The organism is Amycolatopsis vastitatis (genome assembly GCF_002234595.1).
GTDB classification, from domain to species: domain Bacteria; phylum Actinomycetota; class Actinomycetes; order Mycobacteriales; family Pseudonocardiaceae; genus Amycolatopsis; species Amycolatopsis vastitatis.
Map to the genome: position 1 here is coordinate 236515 of NZ_NMUL01000001.1, position 6864 is coordinate 243378.

At 70.3% G+C, this 6864-nt stretch carries 8 protein-coding genes; 4 read left to right on the plus strand and 4 right to left on the minus strand.

Annotation, left to right across the window (positions count from 1 at the left end; all coding sequences use genetic code 11):
- Window positions 1–8 precede the first annotated feature (8 nt).
- Together CF165_RS01295 and CF165_RS01300 are read right to left on the minus strand one after the other, a co-directional pair.
- Complete coding sequence (locus tag CF165_RS01295) at window positions 9–893, minus strand: ABC transporter permease (RefSeq protein WP_093945528.1); 885 nt, start codon at window positions 891–893, stop codon at window positions 9–11.
- Window positions 883–1689, minus strand: a complete 807-nt coding sequence (locus tag CF165_RS01300; RefSeq protein ID WP_020642830.1) for an ABC transporter ATP-binding protein — start codon at window positions 1687–1689, stop codon at window positions 883–885. The genes CF165_RS01295 and CF165_RS01300 overlap by 11 nt, the downstream gene beginning before the upstream one ends.
- Window positions 1690–1882: 193 nt before the next feature.
- On the opposite strand from CF165_RS01300, the gene CF165_RS01305 reads away from it, so the two are divergent.
- The gene (locus tag CF165_RS01305) at window positions 1883–3466 is read left to right on the plus strand and encodes a sensor histidine kinase (RefSeq protein ID WP_093945529.1); all 1584 of its coding nucleotides are present in this window, start codon (window positions 1883–1885) and stop codon (window positions 3464–3466) included.
- Window positions 3463–4122 (plus strand): response regulator, encoded by a 660-nt coding sequence (locus CF165_RS01310; protein WP_093945530.1) that lies wholly within the window; start codon window positions 3463–3465, stop codon window positions 4120–4122. Before CF165_RS01305 ends, CF165_RS01310 begins: the two co-directional genes overlap by 4 nt.
- 1 nt (window position 4123) lies before the next feature.
- Here the strand turns inward: CF165_RS01310 and CF165_RS01315 are convergent, their stop codons facing one another.
- Both CF165_RS01315 and CF165_RS01320 read right to left on the minus strand, forming a co-directional pair.
- Window positions 4124–4738 (minus strand): hypothetical protein, encoded by a 615-nt coding sequence (locus CF165_RS01315; protein WP_093945531.1) that lies wholly within the window; start codon window positions 4736–4738, stop codon window positions 4124–4126.
- Window positions 4739–4847: 109 nt separating this feature from the next.
- Entirely contained in the window at window positions 4848–5666 is an 819-nt protein-coding gene (locus CF165_RS01320) for an SDR family NAD(P)-dependent oxidoreductase (RefSeq protein WP_093945532.1), read from the minus strand.
- A 148-nt stretch (window positions 5667–5814) separates the two neighbouring features.
- Here CF165_RS01320 and CF165_RS01325 point away from each other — a divergent pair, with 148 nt between their 5' ends.
- A complete protein-coding gene (locus tag CF165_RS01325; RefSeq protein ID WP_093945533.1) occupies window positions 5815–6609 on the plus strand; it encodes a trypsin-like serine peptidase in 795 nt (264 codons plus the stop codon).
- Between the two features lie 17 nt (window positions 6610–6626).
- On the plus strand, window positions 6627–6851 hold the full coding sequence (locus tag CF165_RS01330; protein WP_093945534.1) for an RNA-binding S4 domain-containing protein: 225 nt from the start codon (window positions 6627–6629) through the stop codon (window positions 6849–6851).
- The last annotated feature ends 13 nt before the right edge of the window (window positions 6852–6864 follow it).

Genomic DNA, 6864 nt, shown 5'->3' on the forward strand with positions numbered 1-6864 from the left:
CGGTCCTTTCAGATGACGGTCTGGCTGGAGGTGGACATCGACGGCCGCCACCGCAGCAGCCGGTTTTCGAGGTTCCCGATGCCCCACTCGGCGACGAGGGCGACGACGGTGATGATGATCATCGCGGCGTAGATGCCCGCGGAGTCGAACGTGCCCTGCGCGTTCGAGATCAGGAAGCCGATGCCCGCCTTGGACCCCGCGTATTCGCCGACGACCGCGCCGATCAGCGCGAAGCCGAACGCGGTGTGCAGCGAGGACAGGATCCACGACGTCGCGCTCGGCAGCACGATCGCCTTGATCACCTGCATCCGGCCCGCGCCGAGGATGCGGGCGTTGTCGATCAGGTTGCGGTCCACTTCGCGGGCGCCGGTGAAGGCGTTGAAGAACACGACGAAGAACACCAGCACGACGACCGTGGCGACCTTGGACGCCAGCCCCAGCCCGAACCAGATGACGAACAGCGACGCGAGCACGATGCGCGGCACCGCGTTGGCGGCCTTGATGAACGGCGCGAGCACGTCGGCCAGGTACTGGCTGCGGCCCAGGATCACGCCGAAGATGACGCCGGCCACCGCACCGATGGCGAAGCCGACCAGTGCCTCTTCGACGGTGACCCACAGCTGGTACCAGAGCGAGCCGAAGTCGGTGCCGCTGGTGACCCACTCGACCAGCCGCAGCCAGATCCGGGACGGCTTCGAGTAGAAGAACGGGTCGATCCAGTAGGTCGCGGTCAGCTCCCAGCTGCCGAGCCAGACGACGACCAGTGCCAGCCGCAGCAGCCAGGTGTTGCGCTTGCGCCGGGACGACGCGCGCTTCGCCTTGGTGAGGATGTCCTGCTCGGTTTCCAGCACCGGTAGCGTCGAGGCCGGAGCCGCGGGGGTCTCAAGCGACATTGGTCGCTCCCTTCTGGCGGGCCTTGTCGACCTCGCTGCGCAGCGATTCCCAGATGTCGGCGTAGAGCTTGCGGAAGTCCTCGGTGAGCCGCAGGTCCTCCACCTTCCGCGGCCGCTCCAGGGGAATCTCGAAGACGTCCTTCACGGTGGCCGGCGACGAGGTCAGCACGACGACCTTGTCCGACAGCGCGATCGCCTCGTCGAGGTCGTGCGTCACGAAGATGACCGCGGCACCCGAACCGGACCACAGCCGCAGCAGCTCGTCCTGCATCAGCGCCCGCGTCTGGACGTCCAGTGCCGAGAACGGCTCGTCCATCAGCATGATCTTCGGCTTGGTGACCAGCGTCTGGGCCAGCGCGACGCGCTTGCGCATCCCGCCGGAGAGCTGGTGCGGGTAGTACTTCTCGAACCCGGCGAGCCCGACGCGGCCGATCCAGTCGACGGCCTGCGCGCGGGCCTCGGCCTTCGGCACGCCGCGGAACCGCGGACCGGACGCGACGTTGTCGAGCACCGAGCGCCACGGCATCACGGCGTCGGTCTGGAACATGTAGCCGACGCCGTCCGGAATGGACGTCACGTCCTCGCCGTTCACCCGCACCCGGCCGGCGGACGGCGGCTGCAGCCCGGAGACCAGCGAGAGCGTCGTCGACTTGCCGCAGCCCGTCGGGCCGACGACCGCGACGAACTCGCCGGGCTGGACGGTCATGGTCAGATCGCGGACGGCCGTGTGCACGGAACCGGACCCGCTCGGGAACCTTTTGGTGGCTCCGGTGAGTTCGATCAGTGGGGGAACCATGGTGGAGGTGACTCCTTCGTCACGTGGTGGGGCTCACGTTGGGAAGGGACGTTAAGTACGTGTGGCGCCCGCGTGAAGCTTGTCGACGTTCTGCGTGGCAAGTGCGCGTTCTGAATGTTTTGCTCATTTAGCGCACCCCGCTGACCAGGGGGTATGGTTCCGAGCCATGCCAAAGTGGGCGCTCTTCCCGCGCATGCGGTTCAGCAGGCAGGTGCTGCTGCTGCAGATCGGCGTGGTCTTCCTCGTCGTCGGGATCGGCGTCGCGCTGGTCAGCGCGCTGTTGTCCCAGACCCTCACCAACCAGTACGGGGAGCGGGCTCTGGCCATCGCGAAGTCCGTGGCGGCGGACCCGGTCGTGGTGGCGAACGCGGCGGCGAAGGTACCGGACGGCGCGCTCCAGGAACGGGCGCTGGCCGTGCGCGAACGGACCGAAGCGCTGTTCGTCGTGATCACCGACGACAAGGGCATCCGGCTGGCCCATCCGACGCCGAGCGAAATCGGGAAGAAGGTCAGCACCCCGGCGGACCGGGCGCTCGCCGGTGAGGACGACGTCAGCGCCGTGCAGAGCGGCACGCTCGGGCTGTCCGTCCGCAGCAAGACGCCGATCTGGACGCCTGACCACCGGCGGGTGGTCGGCGAAGTGAGCGTCGGCTTCGAAATCTCCGACCCCACCGGCGACTTCAACCGCCTGCTGACGATCACGCTGCTGTTCGCCGGTGGCGCGCTGCTGCTCGGCGCGGGCGCGTCGGCGCTGCTGAACCGGCGACTGAGGCGCGTCACCCACGGCCTGGAACCGCACGAACTCACCGAGCTGCTCTACGAACGCGAAGCCGTGCTGCACGGGATCGGCGAAGGCGTGCTCGCCGTCGACGAGACGAACCGCGTCTCGGTGCGCAACGACGAAGCCGAGCGCCTGCTCGGCACCGAACTGCCGATCGGCGCGTCGATGTCCGAGCTCGAGCTCAGCCCGCGGCTGCACAAGGCCGTCGCCGAAGGACGGCCGGTCGACAACCTCCTCGCGGTGGCCGGGAACCGCGTGCTGGTGATCAATTCCCGTGCGGTGCGGCTCGACGACCGCCCGATCGGCACCGTGCTCACCTTCCGCGACCGCACCGACCTCGACACGCTCACCCGCGAGCTCGACGGCATCCGCGCGCTGTCCGACGGCCTGCGCGCCCAGCGGCACGAGTTCGCCAACCGGCTGCACACGCTCTACGGGCTGCTCCAGCTCGGCCACCACGCCGAGGCCGTCGAGTACCTGCAGACGCTGACGGACTCGTCGTCGGCGCGGCCGAGCAAGCTGGGCGACGCGGTCGCCGACCCGTACCTGCAGGCGCTGCTCGTCGCGAAAACCGAGCAGGCGCAGGAAAAAGGTCTCACCTTGAAGCTCGCCGAAGACAGCTGGGTGCCCGTCACGGTCACCGATCCGATCGCCGCCAACACCGTGATCGGCAACCTCGTCGACAACGCCCTGCACGCCGCGCGGATGGGGCCGCGGCGGCCGGCGACCGTCGAGATCGGCCTGTTCGCCGACGGCACGTCGCTGCATGTGTCCGTTGTGGACAGTGGTCCCGGTGTTCCCGCCGACCTGCGGCGGACGTTGTTCGACGAAGGCGTCTCGACGAAGATCGCGCCCGGCCACGGCCTGGGTCTGGCGCTCGCCCGGCAGGCCGCCCGCGCCCGCGGCGGCGACGTCTGGCTGGCCGACCCCGGCGAAGGCGAGACGGGGGCGCTGTTCGTCGCCAAACTGCCCGGAATGCTGACGGAGGACGGATGATCCGCACGCTGATCGTCGACGACGACTTCCGGGTCGCCGGCGTGCACGCCGGGTTCGTCGAGGAGGTCGAGGGCTTCGCGGTGGTCGGCACCGCGCACACCGCCGCCGAGGCGCGCGCCCGCGTCCGGGAGCTCGCGCCGGACCTGATCCTGCTCGACGTCTACCTGCCCGACGAGTCCGGTCTCGCCGTGCTGCCGGAGCTGCAGACCGACACGATCGTGCTGTCCGCGGCGACCGACAGCGCGTCGGTGGCCGCGGCGATCCGGGCCGGCGCGCTGAACTACCTGATCAAGCCGTTCACCACGCGCCAGCTCGCGGAACGGCTGACGTCCTACGCGCGTTTCCGCGCCCTGCTCGCCGAAGACCGGGCCCTGGCCCAGGACGACGTCGACCGCGCGTACCGCGTGCTGCACGACCAGGACCGCACGTCCGCGCCGAAGGGCCAGTCGACGGCGACGTCCCGGCTGGTTTCGGAGCAGCTGCGCAGGGCGGGCCGCCCGCTGTCGGCCGCGGAGGTGGCCGGGGAGCTGGGCATGGCGCGGGCGACGGCGCAGCGGTACCTCACCGCGCTCGCGGAGTCGGGCACGGTCCAGATGCGGCTGCGCTACGGCGCCACCGGCCGCCCCGAGCACGAATACCGCTGGACGGGCGCCTGACTCAGCGACCGCCGTAGCGCCGCGCCATGCTCTCGGCGACGTCGAACCACACCTGGACGGGGTTGGTCGTGGACGGCGTGGCCGACGACGCCGGCAGGTCGACGCGGGCTTCGTCCTCCGGCGACGTCGTCTTCTTCGGCTGCGGTTTCGCTTGCGCCTGAACCTGTTTCGGCGCCGGCTTCGCGGGCACCGGCACGTACACGATCTTCGGCGGCGGCGTGACGACGACCGGCGCCTGCGGGGGCGCCGGCTCCGGGACGGCTGCCGTGGCGACGGCCGGACGCGGGTCCACCTGGGCGACGTCGTCGGACGTCGCCGGGGTGAAGAGCCCGCCGGTGAACAGCCCGCCACCCAGCCAGCCGGCCGCGACGAGCAGCACCGCGGCGCCGCCGCCGAGCCAGCCGCGGGCCCGGCGCCGGATCACCACCGACTTCGGGCGCAGGTCCTGATCGCACACCGGCGGCCGGGTGAAGATCGGCTCGGCCGCCGTGACCTCGTCGTCGGTGCGGCGGCGCCGGGGCAGGCTCGCCGCGACGATGCCGGTGCGATCCAGCAACTCCCCCGCGGTGCGGTCGCTGGACGGACGGGTCGCACTGCGCTGTGCGGTGCGAAGCATCGGGGACCTCCGGTACGGGCGCTCGCGGACCCCCCGCATTCTGGACCATTTCGGACGGTCCTGTCAGAAACGCAACTCCATTGAGTGACAAGACACGGCGGAAAGGGACTCAGTTTGCCGACTGCTTGAGCCCGAGCCGCGCCAGCGCCGCCAACGGCCGCTGGTAGGCCGAGCCGAGCACGCGCGGGATGGCGTCGATCACGTAGGCGTCCGGTCCGATGAGGATCCGCGCCGACTTCCGCTCGATCCCGCGCAGGATCGTCTGCGCCGCCTTTTCCGGTGTGGTGCGGGCGATCCGCTCGAAGCCCTGTGCGGCCTTCTCCTGGTCGTCGGCGGCGCTGCGCGAGTTGCGCACGATGTTGGTCTTGATGCCGCCGGGGTGCACGCAGCTCACCGCGACCGGGCGCCGGGCGAGCAGCATTTCTTCGCGCAGCGCTTCGGTGAACCCGCGCACCGCGAACTTCGCCGCGTTGTACGCGCTCTGCGTCGGCACGCCGACGAAGCCGAACACGCTGGAAATGTTGACGACGTGCCCTTCGCCGGAAGCGATCAGGTGCGGCAGGAACGCCTTCGTCCCGTTCACGACCCCACCGAGGTTGATGCCCATCAGCCAGTCGTAGTCCTCGAACGTCATTTCCTCGACGGTCGCGCCGAGCGCCACCCCGGCGTTGTTCACGATGACGTTGACGCCGCCGAACTCGTCGGCGACGTCTTCGGCGTGCGCGAGCACGGCACTGCGGTCGGAAACGTCCAGCGTGTACGCGCGAGCGTCGCCGCCGGCCAGCTTCGCCGTCTCCTCCGCGTTCGCGGTGTCGACGTCGGAAAGCGCGACCCGGGCGCCGCGCCGGGCGAACTCGCACGCCAGCGCGCGCCCGATGCCCGAACCCGCCCCGGTGACCACCACGACCTTGTCCGTGAACTGCTTCATCGGCCCTCCCGCCCGTCAGGTGTTACTCGCGAGTTACGGATATTAGCGCCTGTGAGCTTGCTGTGGGTGTGCTGATTGTGTCGGTCCGTCGCCCTAAAGTGGTGGGGTCGACCGGTAAGGGACCGAACGGACGAGGAGGCGATGCACTGTGCGGCGGCCCGCCGTTCTGTTCATCCTGGCTGCGGTCGCCCTGCTCGGCGCGGCTCTCGTGGTGATCGTCCGCGGTCAGCCGTTCGCCGGCGCGACGTCACCGGACGTCGGCACGATCGAGGCCGCACCGGTGCCCTCCCCCGCCCTGCCCGCGGTGTCGAGCCCCGCGGTCGGCGCACTGTTCCAGGAGGGGGCGCACTACTGCACGGCGAGCGTCGTGCACAGCGAGCAGGGCAACGTGCTGCTGACGGCGGCCCACTGCCTCCACGAAGGCGAGGGCGGCGGCTACCTCACCAACGTCACCTTCGCGCCCGCCTACCACGACGGCATCGCGCCGTTCGGCTACTGGGCGGTGTCCGACGAGCTCGTCGCGCCCGGCTGGAGCGCGTCGTCGGACCCGGACCTCGACGTCGGCTTCGCGACCGCGCACCAGGTCGGCACGACCAAGACGCTGGAGAGCCTCGTCGGCGCGAACACGCTGGCCACCGGCACCCCGTTCGAACAGGCCATCACGCTCACCGGCTACCCGGACGACTCCGAGGTCGCCGCCGTCTGCCAGAACACCACCAGCCAGCAGGACACCTACCAGCTGAAAGTGAACTGCGCGGGGTTCCCGACCGGCACCAGCGGCGGGCCGTGGGTCACCGGGCAGAACCCGCAGACCCGGCTCGGCACGGTGATCGGCGTCATCGGCGGGTTCGAGTACGGCGGCGACGATCCCGACACGTCGTACTCGAGCTACTTCGACACGGACGTCATGGCGCTCTACCGGCAGACGACCGCCCGGACCTGAGACGGCATGATGCGGGCATGAGCGACCCCGTCGACGTACCCATCACCGGCGAGCCGATCCGGCTCGGCCAGTTCCTCAAGCTGGCCGGCCTCGCCGAGGACGGCTCCCACGCCAAGGACCTGATCGACGCCGAGGAGGTCACGGTCAACGGCGAGGTCGAGACCCGCCGCGGCCGTCAGCTGACCGACGGCGACGTCGTGGCGGTCGGCCCCGACCGCGGCAAGGTCGTCCTGGTCCGCTGACCCTGGACCAATG

Excerpts from the sequence above, each read along its gene's own strand:
- CF165_RS01330 (WP_093945534.1), top strand. The coding sequence starts at position 6,627 with ATGAGCGACCCCGTCGACGTACCCATCACCGGCGAGCCGATCCGGCTC.
- CF165_RS01315 (WP_093945531.1), bottom strand. The coding sequence starts at position 4,738 with ATGCTTCGCACCGCACAGCGCAGTGCGACCCGTCCGTCCAGCGACCGC.
- CF165_RS01320 (WP_093945532.1), bottom strand. The coding sequence starts at position 5,666 with ATGAAGCAGTTCACGGACAAGGTCGTGGTGGTCACCGGGGCGGGTTCG.
- CF165_RS01300 (WP_020642830.1), bottom strand. The coding sequence starts at position 1,689 with ATGGTTCCCCCACTGATCGAACTCACCGGAGCCACCAAAAGGTTCCCG.
- CF165_RS01305 (WP_093945529.1), top strand. The coding sequence starts at position 1,883 with ATGCGGTTCAGCAGGCAGGTGCTGCTGCTGCAGATCGGCGTGGTCTTC.
- CF165_RS01295 (WP_093945528.1), bottom strand. The coding sequence starts at position 893 with ATGTCGCTTGAGACCCCCGCGGCTCCGGCCTCGACGCTACCGGTGCTG.
- CF165_RS01310 (WP_093945530.1), top strand. The coding sequence starts at position 3,463 with ATGATCCGCACGCTGATCGTCGACGACGACTTCCGGGTCGCCGGCGTG.